Here is a 16,292-nt window from a genome sequence, read left to right on the forward strand (position 1 = left end):
CCGATGCTCCCGTAATGGCTGCCCCTGCTCCCACCGTCGACGAATGGACCGACCGGCTCGCGCCGCTCTTTCCGGAGTCCTTGCATGCCGTGCGCGAGGCCATCACCAGCACACCGGCCATCCAGCAGTGGCTCAACAAGGCGTCGTTTGAGGCGGCCGAAGGGTTGGCGCAAGTGCCGCCCATGCAGGCCGAAATGGAGGGCTACGGCCGCATGATGGACGGTCTGGAGGACCACTTTCCGGAATTGCTGACGGCCGTCGAGCGCCTCACGGAAGGGCACGGCCGCATCGATTTGCACTGGCGGCCGCTTGCCCCCAACTTCACCTATTTGTTTGTCAACTTTGGCCGCTCGTATAGCGTGGATCTGTACTGTGCGTTGCCGGATGCGTCCATCGAAGGGGCCGGGAAGGTGTTGGCCACCGTGCGCGCAGCCTTGCCGTCCAGCACGCCCTTTCCGGGACGCCCGCACACGGCTACGGCGGTTACGAGCCATGGCGAGCGCAGCGCGGGGGTGCGGCTGGCCCAGCACCGGAACGCATCGGGCGATAGCTGGCTCACGGTGACGCTGCTTCCCGACACCGGCGAGCCGGTAGAGGACCTGAAGCCCGGCGTGGCCCCCGCCCGTCTTCTCGCGTGCCTGCAAGCTGACTAGGCTGTGTTTAAAAACGCCTCGCGGACTGCGCCCGCGTGTCTATTCGATTTCGTCGAGCACGTCCTCAAAGACGGAAGCGCTAAGCGCGGCGGCGAAGCGGTCGATGGCCTGGTTGGTCCAGCCGCGCTGGGCCGTGCCGTTAAAGAGCGGGCGCTGGGCGGGCGGAAGCACGAGCTGGCGCCAGTTGCCGGCAAACCGGGCCCGTTGCACAGGGGCCTCGTGCCGGAGCCAGGTAGTGCCGCGTTCCAACACCCATCCGTTGTCCACGTCGATGATACGGTAGTGCGCGGTGGCCGCTAGCTCCTTCTCAACCGTTTGGACGACGTAGCTGGTATCTCGTGCGGTACTGGGCGCGCGGTCGGACGTCGCGTGGCGGCCCTTCGACGGCGGGCGCCACGGCACGCGGTGGGACGTCTGCTCGGTGACCTCCTCGGTCTGTTCGATATCGGTGAGGGTTGCCGCCACCACCCAATCGGCATCCACGCGTCGTCCCACGGTTACCGCCTGTTCATCGGAGAGCGGGCGGGCGAAAAAGCCATAGCGCCGCAGGGCCCGCCGCAGGCGCACCGGATTGACGGGGGCAACAAACAGCGGCGCAGCGGTCCAGTAGTCGAACGCCAGGACGTGGTTCAGGTCGGGCAGAAAGATGTCGGGCAGCCGCGTCGCGGCGCGCCCGTCTTGGGTGACCGGAAGAAAGGCCACGCGGCGCGTACCGCGCGCTACGGCGTCGGCTTGTAGTTTTCGGCTCGTTTCGGCAAGCGGATGGCCGGATTTCACGAACTGCGTCACCTGGCCCAGCCGCTTGTAGGCCGTTTGGAAGCGGCCCTTCTGTATGTTCTGTTGTCCCCAGTGCACCAGCACGCGGGCCTGGGCTTGATTGAGGGCGGTTCGGCGCGCCTCGGTGGCGATGTAGGAGCGGGCCTCGGTGTACGCCGCGTGGGCGTCGGGCCAGTCGCCGGCGTCCTCAGCGCGTTGCGCCCGTGCGATGAGGGCATCGGCCGCGGCCCGCCGCATCTCGGCGCGGTAGCGTTGGTAGTTGGAGGGAACGGTGAGCGACACGTCGACGCCCCGAGCCGCCGCGCGCAGGTCGTCCACCGTGCGGAGCGACGCGACCGCCGCTTGGTACCGCTCGGCCGCCGCGTGGCGTTCCGTCGTCTGCAGCAGCCGATCCACCGCGCGCTGGCCCACCGCCCGCAACTCAGCGCGGGCGTCGGTCCATGACGGCTCTTCGGTCAGCACCCGCACGTAGTAGCGCGTAGCCTCCACGTAGCGCCCTTCCGCCGTGAGGGCTTGCGCCTCCTCGTAGCGGTCTTGCGTGCTCACGCACCCGGCGGCGCTAAACACGGCAACCAGGACAACACCGAGACGCAGAGCGCCCCGCAGACGTGAATAAAACGCGGTTAGCGTCATAGCAGGCACCTGTAATTTGGTCGGCAAAGGGTCCGCAGGTACTTTTCCATCGGTGAAGTCGAGAGGACTTCCTTTTCACGCTTGGCTGATGCGGTAACCGTGGCTTTGTGGCTCCAAAGGGCGAGGTCAGTTTACGGCGCGAGGCGCTCTATTCTCCAGCCGTCGTCGGTGCGCCGGTAGCGCAGGCGATCGTGCAAACGGTTGGGGCGCCCCTGCCAAAACTCCACGCTGTGCGGCTGCACCACGTAGCCGCCCCAGTGCGGCGGCCGCGGAATCTCCGAGGCGTCGCCAAACCGCTCCTGTGCCGCCTCCAACTGCGCCGACAGCACCGAGCGGTCGGCAATCACGTCGCTCTGCGGCGAGGCCCACGCGCCCAACTGACTCCCCCGCGGGCGGCGGTGAAAGTACGCGGTCGATTCGTCGTCCGGCAGCTGAGCCACCGCGCCCTCAACGCGCACCTGGCGCTCCAGCGCTTCCCACCAAAACACAAGCGCGGCCTTCGGCGTGTGGGCCAGCTCGGCCCCCTTCCGGCTGCGGTAGTTGGTGTAAAAGATGAACCCGCGGGCGTCGACGCCCTTCAGCAGCACCATGCGCGCCGAGGGTTGGCCGTTGGCGCCCACCGTGGCGAGCGTCATCGCGTTGGGTTCCTCAATTTCAGCAGTCGTCGCTTCCGCAAACCACTGCTCAAACTGCTCATGCGGCGTGGCCGCTAGCGTGTCGCGGTCGAGCGTCTGTTGTGCGTATTCTTCGCGGAGGTCGGCAAGGTCAGCCATAAGCCCGGTTAGATCAGTAAGCAAAGCACACCGCCCAAACGACTGGACAACAACGGGCGTTTCTGCGCATGGCCCCCCTCAGGGACTTCGCATGATTTATGACGGAAATGCCAGGAATGTATATTTCTTGTTAACCCGAACAAATCCTGTACGAATGTTGGCTGCTCATACGTATCGCTCATACATCAACGAGCAGTGTTCGCATGATGCTTGCTCTGATGTAACCGAACGAGTGATGGAAAGGCACGGCAGGCTGTGGGAACCTGCGGTGCCTTTTCATTTGTCCACCGGCCGATCGCCCTGGCACCCGCCAACCGACGTACCGGGCAGCCCTTTCTTAGCCTCTATCCGGTGTGGATAACTTGTGGATAAGTGTGGGTAATGTATCGGGCACCGTCGCCTGTCCACGTAAGACGCCGCAGATCCGCGATTCCGTGAAGATTCGTCATGATGAGCTAACTCTATTGTTTCCAGGGGTTTAGGTTGTAACCGTAGTGTTCCTTGCGGCTAGTGGTCGGGGCTTGCATTGGGCGGTGCCTCATGCGCAATTGTTTACGCAGCCCCACGGCCGGTGTGGATAACATGGGTTGTGCCTCTACCGGCCTCTACCAAAAGATGACAAGCATAATCGCCGTAAGGGTCAGCACGGCCCCGCCGTGCACCCGCCAATCCTTGTACCAGGGCAGCGCGTCGGGCGTCTCCAGCGCGCGGCCCGCCCACGTCAGATCGTCCACGTTTTCCTCGGCCGGCGCATCGCCCAACGCCCGCGACGCTACGTACATGAGCACGCAGCACAGCGCGGTAAGAATGCCCGCAATGATGGTAAAGTGAATCGTGATGAAGCCGTTGAGGACCAGCAGGAAGGTGACAAACGAGAGCGCGTGTCCGCCCAGCAGCGTAGCAAACGCGCCGTTGCCATTGGCGCGCGGATCAAACACGCCAAACAGAAAGACCGCCACCACCGGCGGCACAAGGTACGAAAGCATCTGCTGAATGTAGCTCCACAGCCCCTGAAACTCCAAAATCGCAGGAGCCCACGCGGCGGCCACCAGCATGAGGACGAGCGTTGTGATGCGCCCAATGCGCCCCACTTGCTTGGGCGTCAACTCCGGACGGTTGGGCTTGATGAAGTCGATGGTGATGAGGGTGGAGGCGGAGTTGAGCGTCGAGTCGATGCTCGACATAATTGCGGCCACCAAGCCCGCCATCACGAGGCCCAGCACGCCCACAGGCAGCAGGTCGGTTACCAGGGTTGGAAACACCTGATCCGGCTGGCTGAGGTTGGGGTACAGCTCCAGCGCAAACGCGCCCGGCAGCACCATGATGAACAGCGGCAAGATCTTGAGCGCGCCGCCCAGCATGGCCCCCCAGCGCGCGTTGTCGAGGTCTTTGGCCCCCAGCACGCGCTGAATGATGTATTGGTTGAGGCCCCAGTAGTAAAAGCCCAGCACCGGCACGCCAATGAGGGTGCCCAGCCAGGGCACGCCTTCAGCGTCCATGGGCCGAATAAGCGACAGGTGGCCTTCAGGCAGTTGGGCGGTGGCGGCCTCCCACGAAAAATTAAACTGCGCGAAGGTCTCGTACGCCACAAACGTCGACCCGATAATTAGGATGACGGCCTGCAGCACATCCGTATACACGACGGCCGCGAGGCCCCCGGCGGCGGTGTACAGCCCCGCCACGAGCGCCAGCAGAAAGCACGTCGCAATGAAGTCCGTGGTGCCCTCCAGGCCCGGCAGCAGCTCCGGAAAGAACACCTTGAGCACCAGCGCCCCCGCGTAAATGCCGCCGGCGGTGTCAATCATGATGCTGGTGAAGATGGAGAGCCCGGAGAAGTACTTGCGCGAGCGCACATCGAATCGCTTCTCCAGGTATTCCGGGATGGTGGTGAGCCCGGAACGAATGAAGAACGGGATGAAGAAGATGGAGATGAACACGAGCACCACGCCCGCCATCCACTCGTAGTTGGACACCGCAATGCCGGTGCGGTACGCGTCGCCCGCGAGGCCGATGAGGGTGGTGCTGGAGATGTTGGAGGCAAACAGCGAAAAGCCAATGGCCCCCCAGGCCAAGCTGCGCCCGGCCAAAAAGAGGTCGTCACCGCTCTCGGTGCGCTTGGCAATGATGTAGCCAATGCCAAAAACGATGAGGAAGTACCCGGCAATGATCGAGAGATCAATGGCACCAATGGGAGCGTTTCCGTCCATGATGAGCGACAGGTTGGGTGAATAGGGGCCGAAGGCAACGCCAGAGCGCTGCCAAGTTAATCAAGTGCGCCGCACGCGTGCAACGCGCTGGGCGCCATTAGGCGGTTCCGGTCGATCCAAAGCCGCCCGCGCCCCGGGTGGAGGCGGGCAGCTCGTCGGTGGGGCGCCACTCCACGCGCCGGTGTTGGGCAACCACGAGCTGAGCGATGCGCGCGCCGCGTTCAATCGTGAACGCCTCCGCGCCGTGGTTAATGAGCAGCACCTGTACCTCGCCGCGGTAATCGGCGTCGATGGTGCCGGGGCTGTTAAGCACCGTGATGCCGTGTCTGTGCGCCCAGCCGCTCCGCGGACGAATTTGCCCTTCGTAGCCTGTGGGCAGCGCGAGGGCGAGGCCGGTGGGCACGAGCGCGCGGGCGCCGGGGGCCAGGGTAACGGGATCATCTGTTGGAACGGCCGCTCGCAAATCGAGGCCCGCGCTGTGCTCGGTGGCATGACGAGGCAACGCAAGCCCCTCGGCATGGGGCAGCCGGCGCAGCGGGATAACAGCGGCCGTGGAGGAAGAAGACATCAGAAGCAAGAGGTTGGGGACAAATAGCGTCCACCGCACAGGCGGGGTCGTGCCTGCGCGGTGGGTGGCAATGGGCCAGCAGATCTACTCTACGTCGCCCATGAGCTTCTGCACGAACGGCGACATGAGGAGCGCCACAATACCGCCGCCGCCCACAATCATGGCCACCGTCCAGAAGAGCGGGCTGGGCGCCATCGTCTCCAGCTGTCCGGCCACGAGGCCCGCAAACAGGTTGCCCAGCGCCGCAGCTACAAACCACACGCCCATCATCTGGCTGACGCGGTTTTCAGGCGCGAGCTTCGTCATCGACGAGAGGCCCACCGGCGACAGCGCAAGCTCGCCGCACGTGTGCAAGAAGTACGTGACGATAAGCCAGGCCGGCGTCACGGGGTTGGCCGCCGAGGCGTTGGCCGCGCCCCACGAAAGGACAAAGAAACCCGCCGAAAGGCCGAGCAGGCCCAGACCAAACTTCACCGGAATCGAGGGATTCGCGTTGCGGTTGGCCAGCCACGTCCACAGCCAGCCAAACACCGGTGCCATAATCACAATGAACGTGGGGTTGATGAGCTGCAGCGTGCTCGCCGGAATCGTAAGGTCAAAGATCGTACGGTCCGTCAGGTTTTTGGCAAACAGGTTCATCGACGAACCGGCCTGCTCGAAGCCCGCCCAAAAGAGCGCCGCCAGCACAAAGAGCCACAGGATGACCCACAGGCGTTGCCGTTCGGTTTTGGTGTGGCCGCCAAAGAAGATGATGTAGCCAAAGAAGCCCAGCGTAATGGCCACGGCGCCGTAGCCCAGGTAGCCCGCCAGCGCTTCTAGCGTAATGGCAAGGATACCGCTCTGCATGAGCCACGTGACCGTAAGAAAGATCGCGGCCGCCGCCGAGGCCAGGGCGTAGAACGTGCGCGAGCGTTTGGCCAGCGTGGCCTCATCGGCATCAGTTGTTAGAAGGCCCGCATCGCCCAGGTAATCGGCCGTGAACTTGTACCACAGCAGTCCCACGAGCATGCCGAAGCCCGCCAGCGAAAAGCCCCAGTGCCAGTTGTAGCCTTCGCCCAGCAGGCCGCACAGCAGCGGCCCCAAGATGGCACCCAGGTTGATGCCCATGTAAAAGATGGAAAAGCCCGCATCGCGCCGCGCGCCGCCCTCGGGGTACAGGTCGCCCACCATTGAGCTCACGTTGGGCTTCAGGAAGCCCGTCCCAATCACGATAAGGGCCAGCCCAATGTAGAAGAACGTGACCGTGGGCACGGCCATGCTAAAGTGCCCGGCGGCAATGATACAGCCGCCCACAAACACCGCCTTGCGCTGTCCCCACAAGTTATCGGCCACCCAGCCGCCCGGGAGCGACAGCACGTACACAAAGAAGGTGTACAGCCCGTAGATGGCCGTGGCCTTGCCCACGCTAAAGCCCAGGCCCGGATTGGCGCCGGTGGCGGCAGCGGTCATAAAAAGCACGAGCAGCGCCCGCATGCCGTAGTAGCTGAAGCGCTCCCAGAGCTCCGTAAAAAAGAGGGTGGAGAGGCCGCGCGGGTGGCCAAAGAACGAGCGGTCGGTGACGGCCGATGCGCCAGAAGAAGATGCCTGAGCCATGAACAGTTGCAAGTAATGGAACGAACGCGAGGCGGCAGCGCCGCAAAACGGCGATGGTGCGCCGTCATGGTTTCATAATCGCTACCCAAAAGTAACGAATTGTACACCGGATGTTCAATAGCCCGGTGCAAAAGCTGCGCGAAAGTGCCGTCTGGGCTGAACCCGGCCCGCCGCCCGCGGTAAACATCCCCCGATAATTGCTCACGACGCCCCCGCTCTTCATGTCCAACCAGCCGCGCGCCGACCTCATCAGCCCCGACACGCACGGCCCCCGCACGCATACCTGCGGCGCCCTTCGCCCCGACGACGTCGATGCCTCGGTCGTCGTGAAGGGATGGGTGGACACGCGCCGCGACCTGGGCGGTCTGATGTTTGTCGACGTGCGCGACCGCTACGGCCTTACGCAGGTCGTCTTTTCGCCACAGGCCAACGAGGAGGCCTACGCGGCGGCGCAGCAGCTGCGCAGCGAAGACGTCATCTCGGTGCGCGGGTCGGTGCAGGAGCGCTCGGGCGGCATCAACGAGGAGCTGGCCACCGGCGCCGTAGAGGTGCTGGCGAGCGACCTGTGCGTGCTGAATACCAGCGAGACGCCGCCGTTTGTGGTGAGCGCCCACGAGGAGCGCGGCAAAGATGCCAACGAGGCCCTGCGCCTGAAGCACCGCTACCTCGACCTCCGGCGCCCGCAGTTGCAACGCACGCTGGCGCTGCGGCACCGCTTCTACCAGACCACGCGGCGCTACTTCGACCAAAACGAGTTTCTGGAGGTCGAAACGCCCGTCCTCATGAAATCGACGCCCGAGGGCGCGCGCGACTTCCTGGTGCCCAGCCGCCTGCACCCGGGGCGCTTTTACGCGCTGCCGCAAAGTCCGCAAACCTACAAGCAGCTCCTCATGGTGGGCGGACTCGACCGCTACGTGCAAATCGTGAAGTGCTTTCGCGACGAGGACTTCCGCGCCGACCGGCAGCCGGAGTTTACGCAGATCGACGTGGAGATGAGCTTTGCCACCGAGGAGCAGGTGTACGCCCTCACCGAAGGGCTTATGGCGGCGCTGTGGCGCGACCTGAAGGAGACAGCCCTTGAGACGCCGTTCCCGCGCATGACGTACGACGAAGCGCTGCGCACCTACGGCACCGACAAGCCCGACCTGCGCTTCGACCTGAAGCTCCACGACGTAAGCGATGCGTTTGCCAACTGTGGCTTTCGCGTCTTTGAAGGCATCATCGCCGATGGCGGGGCGGTGGTGGCCCTGTGTGTGCCCGGCGGAGCCGAGCGCGGGCGCGGCGCAATGGATCGCTTGGAGGACCACGTGACGCAAGAGATCGGCGCGGCCGGGCTCATCTACTTTAAGCACACCGGCGAAGGCATCGATCAGAACATCAGCACGAACGCGCTGCCGGCCGAGTACGTGCGCGAGGCGCTGGCGGCTACGGGCGCCGAACCCGGCGACCTGGTGCTGACGCTCGCGGGCGACGTGCCCACCGTGTACCAACAGGCCGGGCAGCTGCGTTTGCATATGGCCGCGCAAGAAGGTCTCATTCCGGAGGCGGGCACCGGCGACGACGCCTTCGTGTGGGTGACCGACTTCCCGCTGATGGAGTACAACGAAGACGCCGAACGCTACGTGTCGCTGCATCACCCCTTCACGGCGCCGCGGGCGGACGAGGTGGACCAAATTGCCGACGACCCGACGGCCGTGACCGCTCGGGCCTACGACCTCGTACTGAACGGCAACGAAATTGGGGGCGGCTCCATCCGTATTCATAACCGCGCGGTGCAGCAGCGCGTGTTTGACGCCCTCGGCATCGACCGGGCCGAGGCCGAAGACCGCTTCGGATTTCTGCTGGACGCCCTTCGCTACGGCGCGCCGCCCCACGGCGGCATTGCCTTTGGCGTCGATCGCCTCGTGATGCTGCTGGCCGGCGTCAGCTCGCTGCGCGATGTGATTGCGTTCCCCAAAACGCAAAGCGGCCAGGAGCTCATGGCCGGCTCGCCCGACTGGGTCGATCCGCAGCAGCTCCGCGACCTCTTCCTGACGCTCGACCTGCCCGCCGACGTGGAGCCGCCCGCCGACCGCACGCGCTCGCAACTGGCCTCGTAGCCCGCGCCGTGGGCCCTGCACCGAACTTCTGCTGTGGCCCCAAAGTTGACGCATGCCCTGCTGCACGTGTCTACCGGAGGCTGCTATGTCTACGTCATCATCGCGCGAACCGCTTGTCGTCTGTCACCTGGGGCGTGTGCCCTACCGCGAGGCGTGGCGCCTGCAGCAGGCCGTGCAGCAGCGTCTCGTGCAAGCGCAGCAGGCCGGCGACGCGTCGGTGCCCCACGTGCTGTTGCTGCTGGAGCATCCGCACGTGTACACGCTGGGCAAGAGCGGCGACCCCACCAATCTCTTGCTCTCCGACGATCGGCTGGCAGATATTGGCGCTACGTTTGTGCCCATTGGGCGCGGCGGCGACATCACGTACCACGGCCCCGGGCAGCTGGTGGGCTACCCGCTCTTCGACCTCGACCGCTTTTTTACCGACCTGGGGCGCTACCTGCGCACGCTGGAGGAAGTCATCATTCGCACCTGTGCCGACTTCGGCGTGACCGGTACGCGGGTGGAGGGGCGCACCGGCACCTGGGTGGGGCCGGACGCGCGCGGGCCGGAGCGGAAGATCTGCGCGATGGGGGTGCGCTGCAGCCGCTGGGTGACCATGCACGGCTTTGCGTTTAACGTGACCACCGACCTCGACTACTTCGGCCACATCGTGCCGTGTGGCATTCGCGATCGGGGCGTTACCTCGCTGGCGCACGAGCTGCAGGCCTCGGTGGACGCTGACGCGGTGCGCCGGCGCGTGGTGCATCATCTGGTGGATCTTTTCGATGCCGCGCCGCTGTATCTCGCGGGCGCCGATGCGTTCGACTTTTTGCACGCGTTTACGCAGGCCGAGGCCGTACGCACCCTCCGCGCGGCCTCGGTTGCCGCGTAGCCCTGCTGTGCACGCTTTAGGCTATATTTGAAAAATTAGCGTGAGCGCGCGCCCGTGGGGGGATTCAAACACAGCCTAGCTCTTCATTCATCAACCGCCTATGCCACATGCCAGACTTTAGCCTTTCGTTGTTTACCAAGCACCTCCTGGCCGAAACGCTGCTGTATGACGAAGAATACGGCCTGGCCGGCGCCGTGAGTCTGGTGGACGCGGCCGGCGAGAAGGAGCGCTACCTGGCATCGTTTATGCCCGATGACGGCACGTTCCTCATCGAACGAGCGACCGCCTGGGAAGACCCCGTGGAGCTGGACGACCCCGAAGACGTCGCCTACCGCCTCGCCACCGACAGCACGGTTGAGAGCACGCATGACCTCCCCGAAGAGGCCGCCCACGCCCTGCTGGAGCTGGCCGAGGCGTACGACCTCATGCCGAGCTTTACGCTCTTGTTTGAGGACGACGAGCTGTAGATATAAAAGCCTCAAATGGCATTCGCTGAAAGAAACCAATTGAACAGCGTACATGCCAGCGAGGCCGCTACAGCCGTCGTGTTGCCATGCACCGGTCAAAGCAACCACGGGGGCTTCTCTCACAACAGCCCCCGCAATTACGCGCCCTGATCTCGCCGTGTTGATAAACCAAATGGCAGGTAGAGTGGGCAGGTGCCTACCAAACTGGTTAGCAGGAAGACGCCCGCAAGGATGGAAAGGATAATAGCTACCGTTCCTCCAATGACATCAGTAACGTAGAGCACGGCCACCGTCAGGGCGACGAGCGTGCGAACGACTTTGTCAAGAGTACCCATATTTTTTTTCATCTCAACTCACCAGCTCTTGTGCGAAAAATAGGTCGATGCTTGTGTTCTGTCTGAAAAGCGCCCTGCCAGAAAATAATGCTTCGAATGCCGCACGGTACAGACGGCCCGGCTCGGCGCAGGCCTCAAAGAGGTTGTTAGCACTCAATGCGGCTACAGCATGAAGTTGCAGTACGCGTGATGCAGCTACAGCGCAGCATCTAGAATCCACCCTGCCACGGCAACAGTGGCTAAGCAGATCAGGCAAACGATCAGTAGCTTTTGTACCTTAGATAGCCGTTCCATGATACGAGGAATGCAGGCCGGTTCAGCTGCAGGCCTTAGTTTTCACTTGGATTACCGTCATCCTTAGAAGGCCAGAGGATAAGTGTACCCAACGTAACAACGGAGAGAACGGCGGCCAGAGGGCGTTCGAATACGAAGCGCACCAGTCGGCCCAGCAGGCCGTGCCCCTCCATTTTTCGCTGTTCAGCTGGCGATAGGGGGGACGAGCGATTCTGTTGAGGATGCATAGAAACAGGTGGTTAGTGCGTAAGAAGAACGATTTATGCGTAGTACGTGCTTACGCCAAGCCCTTAAGCATTAGGTTCCAGTACATGGAAGGTAAACCGTAGCGTTTGAACTGATACATCGAGTAGCGTTCTTTCGTTGTATCAATGGGAAACGACGGGTCAGGGTTATTGTCATAGTCAAATTCAGCCAATATGAGCTTTCCATAACCCGTAACGAGGGGGCAGGACGCGTATCCGTTGTACGTTTTCGGACGGTTGATGTGGCCTGTCTGCCGATGCTGCAAGAGATTTTCGACCAGCACGGGGGCTTGCTTACGGATCGCAGCGCCGGTTTTTGCATTTGGAAGGCCGGACGCATCTCCAAGACTGAAGATGTTCTCGTAGTGCACATGTTGTGTAGTGTGCTTGTCTACATCTACCCATCCGTCTTCATTCGCGACCGGGCTATCCTTTAGGAAGTCGGGGGCGCTCATGGGAGGAACAACATGCAACATGTCAAAGGGTTCAACGCGCTCTACTGGTTGCCCATCGCCACCGGTGACTTGAAAAACGGCTTCCTGCTTTTCCCCACGTATCTCGATGAGGTTGTGGTGAAAGTTGGTCGTAATGCCGTAGCGGCGGATAACATCCTTTAGCGTTTCAGCAAACTCCTCTACGCCAAAGATAACCGATCCGGGAGAGAAGAATTCGATGTCTGCGTTAGCTAGGCGGCCTTGGTTGCGCTGGTAGTCGGCCGTGAGATACATAATTTTTTGGGGGGCGCCGCCACACTTAATGGGCGTATCTGGCTGCGTGAAAAGTGCGCGACCACCACGCGGCAGGTTTTTAACGGTGTGCCAAGTGTACTCGCAGTGTTGATACGAGTAGTTAGAGCAGACGCCATTGCTACCGAGCGTGTCAGGAAGACCGGGAATTGCATCCCAGTCGACCTGTATGCCAGGGCAGACCACAAGGTAGTCGTACGAGAGCTTCTCGCCAGACCGCAGTCCCAGGCGATTTTCCTCAGGCTCAAAGCTAACGGCTGCATCTTTGATCCACTTTACGTGTGGCGGAATGACCTCTTGCATGGGACGCTGGGACTCCTCCTTTGGGCAGACGCCTCCGCCTACAAGCGTCCAAAGGGGCTGATAGTAATGGGTATCAGATGGGTCGATGACAGCGATGTCCGGGTGCGAAAGCTTGCGCGCAAGTTGGGCAGCTACAGTGATCCCTGCACTGCCGGCACCTACAATCACGATATTGTGGTGGGCCGGCGCAGTACCGGCGTTAAGACCAGCCTGTACGGCATTAGCGGCGCGGTTAGTGGGCACATTACTGCTTGTGACGGCTTCTTCTGCGGGTGAAGGTTGCGTGCTCATCGTTGGATAGACTCAGTTGCAAGGGGCTCCGTGTGATATACTGCACATAACAGGTTATTCATGTTAATACATCTTCGCGATATTGTTTCGATTCTTTTTCATCGGGCGGTTAACGGAAGGTGACAGTTCGTGCTGCTGGTAGCTCGCATTACAGATCTGACGAGGCGTGCGTAGGCGCATCGGTGCGGGTGTCCCCTTCCTTGCAATTGGTAAAACGAAGACGGTTAAAGAGCATTTGCAGTGTACCGCCAGACCTTGTGAAAGCTAGAAAAGCAAATTTATAAAACATTTTAATCTATTCTAGAGATGCGCCACTTTGGAGAAGGTAGCTAGAACCCTCAAGCATAGGGCAGCGCGCTGTGCGCCCCGAAGCAGTATGAATTTGAGTCGAATGGAAGGAGCTTATGAAACAAGCACTTACTCATATTGTCATGTATTTACAAGTAGTAAGCAAACATAAACGGCTTAGTAAAGTGCTATAGCCAGAGACAATACCTTACTATTTAGGCTTGGTATCAGTATATTTAGCTTTACCCTGAGCTTTTCTCAAGTATACCTTACTGACTATGGGGCAGAACTTGTCTAGCATAGAGCACGCTACAAACGGCCTGGTGCTGGCGCTCATGCTTGCGGCACTGATCTTTCTTGCTATCCTGACCTTTCGTGTCGTGACAGACATCAATGCACGCACGGCCTCGCCGAGTGCGCAGCCGACGGAAGGGAAGACATCGTGGCAAAGGCCGCGTCCAAGTGTACAACCGGCTGTGCGCACCCGCTTATCGCGACCCATTCAAGACTTGGTTCACTCCTTTCCACAAGAGGGGAATAAGGCATGACGTACACACCGCTCATCGTAATCATGCTCCTTTTGGTTTTCGGAGCAGCAGCGACGCTCACCGTGCTGTTTCGTGCTGAGCGTACAGGGCACTTCAATAACTTGAAGGCAGGGGCTTACGTAATTTTCGACGAGAATGAGCCGGTTGGAAAACCGCAAGACCAGCTCTTGCAACCGTCTTCAGGGCCCATGCCTCCAGAAGAGTCATCAAGGCACGATCCGGCGAACACCAATCCTTCCAGGGTCTCATCAAAGCCTGGGTCTTCTACAAGCGCACAGCCTGAATCGCCCTGATAGCTCGTGTAGACCGGTGTCACGCCTGCAACTACCATCGCATTTGCTCCATTGCTCTTATGATTCGCGAAACGCTTGCATACGCCTTCAACCTTGAGTCGCCGGGCACTCCTGAAGATACGGAGGCGATTGGCTGGCGTCGTCGCGTAGATCGGTCCACCCGCCTCCCCGTAATTGCATTTATACTGAGCGGTGCATTTTGGCTAATTATCGGTTCCGTTCTAGCCCTTGCTGCAAGCTTTCACTTTCAGTTTCCTGATGCCCTGCAGACGCGCTGGCTCACGTTTGGACGGGTGCGGCCCGCGCATCTAAACACCATGATCTATGGATGGATCTCCATGGCTGGTGTCGGGATCGCGGTATGGTTATGGGCTCGCCTCCTCAAAACTCCACTGCGCGGCGTTCCGCTTCTCATGTTGAGCAACCTGATGTGGAACGTAGGAGTTTTAATAGGCACGATTGGTATTCTAGCGGGCTATTCGCGTAGCGTTGAGTGGCTTGAGATGCCTCTTGTAGCGTATGGCCTTATCATTCCGGCGCTTCTTTTGGTATCAGCTGCCATGTATCTCACGCTGCGGGAGCGGAAAGTAGAGCATCTCTTTATTTCTGTGTGGTACCTTGGGGCTGCTGTGCTCTGGGCTCCGGCACTACTAATCGCGCTAGTGCTTCCTATTTATGAGGGCGTTCCTCATGCTACAGCAAACTGGTGGTTTGCGCATAATATTCTCGGTCTATGGTTAACTCCCATTGGTTTGGGTGCTGCATACTACTTGATTCCCAAAGTTATCGGGCGTCCCGTTTACAGTTATCATCTCTCGTATCTCGGGTTTTGGACACTTGCGCTGTTCTATAACTGGGCCGGTGTGCATCACTTGGTCGGAGGGCCAGCACCGCAGTGGGTTGTAACCGTCTCTATTGTGTTTAGCGTGATGATGATTATACCGGTAGTTGTTGTGGCCGTCAACCATCACCTAACAGTTGTTGGGCATTTTCGGAAGGTTATATATAGCCCCACGCTGCGCTTTATCGTGTTTGGTGCCATGAGCTACACAGTAGTCAGTTTACAAGGCTCCCTGCAGGCGCTGCGTTTTTGGCAGGAAGTTACGCATTTTACGCACTACACGATTGCCCACTCACACCTCGGCGTCTATGCTTTCGTCACCATGATTGCTTTTGGGGCAACCTATTACATCATGCCTCGGGTAACCGAATGGGAATGGGAAAGTCCGCGCCTCATCAGTCTCCATTTTTGGACGACAGGGCTCGGTGTCGGCATGTACTTCGTTGGTCTCACCATAGGAGGCGTAATTCAAGGGTACCAGCTCCTCGACCCGAATATCCCATTTATGGACATTGTTAATGACACAAAGCCCTGGCTGGTCGTGCGGTCGGTAGCCGGTACGTTGATGACCGTTGGCCACTTCGCCTTTGCCTACTTGCTGTACCGCATTGTGCTACACAAGGGCGCTCCGCGTAGTGGTCCCGCCTACTTCCGTCCCGTCCCTGACGGCCTTTTCAGCACCTCACGGGCAGCAGAGGAGAAAGAGCCAACGCCTACGTCGTGACACGCGATGCAGCACGTACCTTTTGGCGCTGCATCGGGCCCAATGTCTATTGCTTGATTCCTTGACGCTCCATGACTCGATTCCTCATCATCTTTCTTGGCGCTCTCGCTACCGTGCTCATGAGTTACACGGCATTGGCCCTGCTTCCATCGGCTCAGATTGCCTCGGTAGAGCCGACGAAAGCTGCAACCAATTACAACTACATGGAAGCAAGGGGCCGTGCCATATACATGCGGGAAGGCTGCATATACTGCCACACTCAGCAAGTGCGGCCCGAAGGGTTTGGGAGTGACATAGCACGTGGTTGGGGCCCGCGGGGGTCGCTGCCCGGCGACTACGTATACGACAAAACGCACCTCCTGGGTACGATGCGTACAGGGCCCGACTTGGCCGACATTGCCAGCCGACAGCCAAGTCAGGCATGGCATTTGGCGCATTTGTACCAGCCCCGTTCTGTGAGTCCTGGCTCTGTAATGCCGGCCTACCCGTACCTTTTTGAGGTCAAGCAAAAAACCAATGTTTTGCCCTCGGAGACTACTGTGAATATAAGCGGCCCTTATGCCCCAACCGATGGACGAGTTGTTGTTGCGACAGAGGAAGCGCTGGCCTTGTACGAGTACCTCATGACGCTGAAAATTCCGCCGCGCGACAACGGCGCACAGAACGCCGCGCAGGGTGCGATGCCCTAATGCAGTCCGCACCGTCTTACCTCTACCACGCTACGGCTCCTATATCCAATG

At 60.6% G+C, this 16,292-nt stretch carries 13 protein-coding genes; 6 read left to right on the forward strand and 7 right to left on the reverse strand.

Annotated features, from left to right (window positions below):
• Window positions 1-14 precede the first annotated feature (14 nt).
• Window positions 15-653 carry a hypothetical protein gene (locus tag SALLO_RS0110210; RefSeq protein ID WP_022836207.1) on the forward strand — a complete coding sequence of 213 codons (639 nt, stop codon included), beginning with the start codon at window positions 15-17 and terminating at the stop codon, window positions 651-653.
• Between the two features lie 39 nt (window positions 654-692).
• Here the strand turns inward: SALLO_RS0110210 and SALLO_RS0110215 are convergent, their stop codons facing one another.
• The 5 genes from SALLO_RS0110215 to SALLO_RS0110235 all read right to left on the reverse strand — a co-directional run bounded on the left by SALLO_RS0110215 (window position 693) and on the right by SALLO_RS0110235 (window position 7,204).
• Entirely contained in the window at window positions 693-2,063 is a 1,371-nt protein-coding gene (locus SALLO_RS0110215; RefSeq protein WP_022836208.1) for a hypothetical protein, read from the reverse strand.
• Between the two features lie 131 nt (window positions 2,064-2,194).
• Window positions 2,195-2,836 (reverse strand): pyridoxamine 5'-phosphate oxidase, encoded by a 642-nt coding sequence (pdxH, locus tag SALLO_RS0110220; RefSeq protein ID WP_022836209.1) that lies wholly within the window; start codon window positions 2,834-2,836, stop codon window positions 2,195-2,197.
• Between the two features lie 605 nt (window positions 2,837-3,441).
• Window positions 3,442-5,043 carry a sodium:solute symporter gene (locus SALLO_RS0110225; RefSeq protein ID WP_022836210.1) on the reverse strand — a complete coding sequence of 534 codons (1,602 nt, stop codon included), beginning with the start codon at window positions 5,041-5,043 and terminating at the stop codon, window positions 3,442-3,444.
• A gap of 97 nt (window positions 5,044-5,140) precedes the next feature.
• Window positions 5,141-5,611: a dUTP diphosphatase gene (gene dut, locus SALLO_RS0110230; protein WP_022836211.1), complete on the reverse strand. Its 471-nt coding sequence runs from the start codon at window positions 5,609-5,611 to the stop codon at window positions 5,141-5,143.
• A gap of 84 nt (window positions 5,612-5,695) precedes the next feature.
• Window positions 5,696-7,204, reverse strand: a complete 1,509-nt coding sequence (locus SALLO_RS0110235) for a peptide MFS transporter (protein ID WP_022836212.1) — start codon at window positions 7,202-7,204, stop codon at window positions 5,696-5,698.
• Window positions 7,205-7,425: 221 nt separating this feature from the next.
• On the opposite strand from SALLO_RS0110235, the gene aspS reads away from it, so the two are divergent.
• The 3 genes from aspS (at window position 7,426) to SALLO_RS0110250 (ending at window position 10,644) form a co-directional block, all read left to right on the forward strand.
• Entirely contained in the window at window positions 7,426-9,303 is a 1,878-nt protein-coding gene (gene aspS, locus SALLO_RS0110240) for an aspartate--tRNA ligase (protein ID WP_028567137.1), read from the forward strand.
• An 85-nt stretch (window positions 9,304-9,388) separates the two neighbouring features.
• Window positions 9,389-10,177, forward strand: coding sequence for a lipoyl(octanoyl) transferase LipB (gene lipB, locus SALLO_RS0110245; RefSeq protein ID WP_022836214.1), 789 nt, complete (start codon window positions 9,389-9,391; stop codon window positions 10,175-10,177).
• 107 nt (window positions 10,178-10,284) lie between these two features.
• Window positions 10,285-10,644, forward strand: a complete 360-nt coding sequence (locus tag SALLO_RS0110250) for a hypothetical protein (RefSeq protein WP_022836215.1) — start codon at window positions 10,285-10,287, stop codon at window positions 10,642-10,644.
• Between the two features lie 137 nt (window positions 10,645-10,781).
• On the opposite strand, the gene SALLO_RS18945 is transcribed toward SALLO_RS0110250, so the two are convergent.
• Both SALLO_RS18945 and SALLO_RS0110260 read right to left on the reverse strand, forming a co-directional pair.
• Window positions 10,782-10,991, reverse strand: coding sequence for a YgaP family membrane protein (locus SALLO_RS18945; protein WP_022836216.1), 210 nt, complete (start codon window positions 10,989-10,991; stop codon window positions 10,782-10,784).
• A 559-nt stretch (window positions 10,992-11,550) separates the two neighbouring features.
• Window positions 11,551-12,858 (reverse strand): NAD(P)/FAD-dependent oxidoreductase, encoded by a 1,308-nt coding sequence (locus SALLO_RS0110260; protein WP_084696253.1) that lies wholly within the window; start codon window positions 12,856-12,858, stop codon window positions 11,551-11,553.
• Between the two features lie 1,188 nt (window positions 12,859-14,046).
• On the opposite strand from SALLO_RS0110260, the gene SALLO_RS16550 reads away from it, so the two are divergent.
• Both SALLO_RS16550 and SALLO_RS0110270 read left to right on the forward strand, forming a co-directional pair.
• Complete coding sequence (locus SALLO_RS16550; protein WP_022836218.1) at window positions 14,047-15,552, forward strand: cbb3-type cytochrome c oxidase subunit I; 1,506 nt, start codon at window positions 14,047-14,049, stop codon at window positions 15,550-15,552.
• A 71-nt stretch (window positions 15,553-15,623) separates the two neighbouring features.
• Window positions 15,624-16,241: a cbb3-type cytochrome c oxidase subunit II gene (locus SALLO_RS0110270; protein ID WP_022836219.1), complete on the forward strand. Its 618-nt coding sequence runs from the start codon at window positions 15,624-15,626 to the stop codon at window positions 16,239-16,241.
• Window positions 16,242-16,292 lie beyond the last annotated feature (51 nt).

This window comes from Salisaeta longa DSM 21114, from assembly GCF_000419585.1.
GTDB classification, from domain to species: domain Bacteria; phylum Bacteroidota; class Rhodothermia; order Rhodothermales; family Salinibacteraceae; genus Salisaeta; species Salisaeta longa.

Coding starts and splice junctions, on each gene's coding strand:
- SALLO_RS0110225 (WP_022836210.1), bottom strand. CDS start 5,043: ATGGACGGAAACGCTCCCATTGGTGCCATTGATCTCTCGATCATTGCC.
- SALLO_RS0110270 (WP_022836219.1), top strand. CDS start 15,624: ATGACTCGATTCCTCATCATCTTTCTTGGCGCTCTCGCTACCGTGCTC.
- lipB (WP_022836214.1), top strand. CDS start 9,389: ATGTCTACGTCATCATCGCGCGAACCGCTTGTCGTCTGTCACCTGGGG.
- aspS (WP_028567137.1), top strand. CDS start 7,426: ATGTCCAACCAGCCGCGCGCCGACCTCATCAGCCCCGACACGCACGGC.
- SALLO_RS0110210 (WP_022836207.1), top strand. CDS start 15: ATGGCTGCCCCTGCTCCCACCGTCGACGAATGGACCGACCGGCTCGCG.
- SALLO_RS18945 (WP_022836216.1), bottom strand. CDS start 10,991: ATGAAAAAAAATATGGGTACTCTTGACAAAGTCGTTCGCACGCTCGTC.
- SALLO_RS0110235 (WP_022836212.1), bottom strand. CDS start 7,204: ATGGCTCAGGCATCTTCTTCTGGCGCATCGGCCGTCACCGACCGCTCG.
- SALLO_RS0110215 (WP_022836208.1), bottom strand. CDS start 2,063: ATGACGCTAACCGCGTTTTATTCACGTCTGCGGGGCGCTCTGCGTCTC.
- SALLO_RS16550 (WP_022836218.1), top strand. CDS start 14,047: ATGATTCGCGAAACGCTTGCATACGCCTTCAACCTTGAGTCGCCGGGC.
- dut (WP_022836211.1), bottom strand. CDS start 5,611: ATGTCTTCTTCCTCCACGGCCGCTGTTATCCCGCTGCGCCGGCTGCCC.
- SALLO_RS0110250 (WP_022836215.1), top strand. CDS start 10,285: ATGCCAGACTTTAGCCTTTCGTTGTTTACCAAGCACCTCCTGGCCGAA.
- pdxH (WP_022836209.1), bottom strand. CDS start 2,836: ATGGCTGACCTTGCCGACCTCCGCGAAGAATACGCACAACAGACGCTC.
- SALLO_RS0110260 (WP_084696253.1), bottom strand. CDS start 12,858: ATGAGCACGCAACCTTCACCCGCAGAAGAAGCCGTCACAAGCAGTAAT.